Here is a 512-nt window from a genome sequence, read left to right on the forward strand (position 1 = left end):
CACCCCGACCACCTTCATCCGGCGGGACGGGTTCCCGTAAAAATTAGAGGCCATCACCCCCAGCGCCTCCGAAGAATTGCCCGTCTTCACGTAAACTACCCCCTCTTTCAACTCTCCCGGCACCTCCTCGCAGACAACCGCTACAGCTCCTGCCGCCACGGCCTTCCCGATATACCCGTGTCCATCCGCACTCACTCCCCTTTGGGCAACAAACAAATCTCCCTCTCCGACCTTTCTCGAATCGAAGTGTATCATCTTAACCTCTACATCCGGTCTCCCTTGCACGACCTCGCAGGCAACCCCGTCTAACAGCTCTCTTAAATTCATCTCAACTTATTAATTTTAGCTCCTATCTATTCAGTGATTTAATGATTTCCGATTAGTCGATTCTCTCCAATCAACACTCTTTTTAATCACTTAATCATTCAATCGGCAATCACAGAATCTTTTTCATTCTAAACTCTAAATTCTAAATTCTAAATTATCTCAACTCAATATGCACATAACTCCCC

Annotated in this window: 1 protein-coding gene; it reads right to left on the reverse strand. The window is 46.9% G+C overall.

Annotated features, from left to right (window positions below; genetic code table 11):
- On the reverse strand, window positions 1-327 hold a 327-nt coding region (locus F4V54_RS11375; protein WP_249041312.1), incomplete at its 3' end, for a Mur ligase domain-containing protein.
- Window positions 328-512 lie beyond the last annotated feature (185 nt).

The sequence above is a fragment of the Corynebacterium tuscaniense genome (genome assembly GCF_008693065.1).
GTDB classification, from domain to species: domain Bacteria; phylum Actinomycetota; class Actinomycetes; order Mycobacteriales; family Mycobacteriaceae; genus Corynebacterium; species Corynebacterium tuscaniense.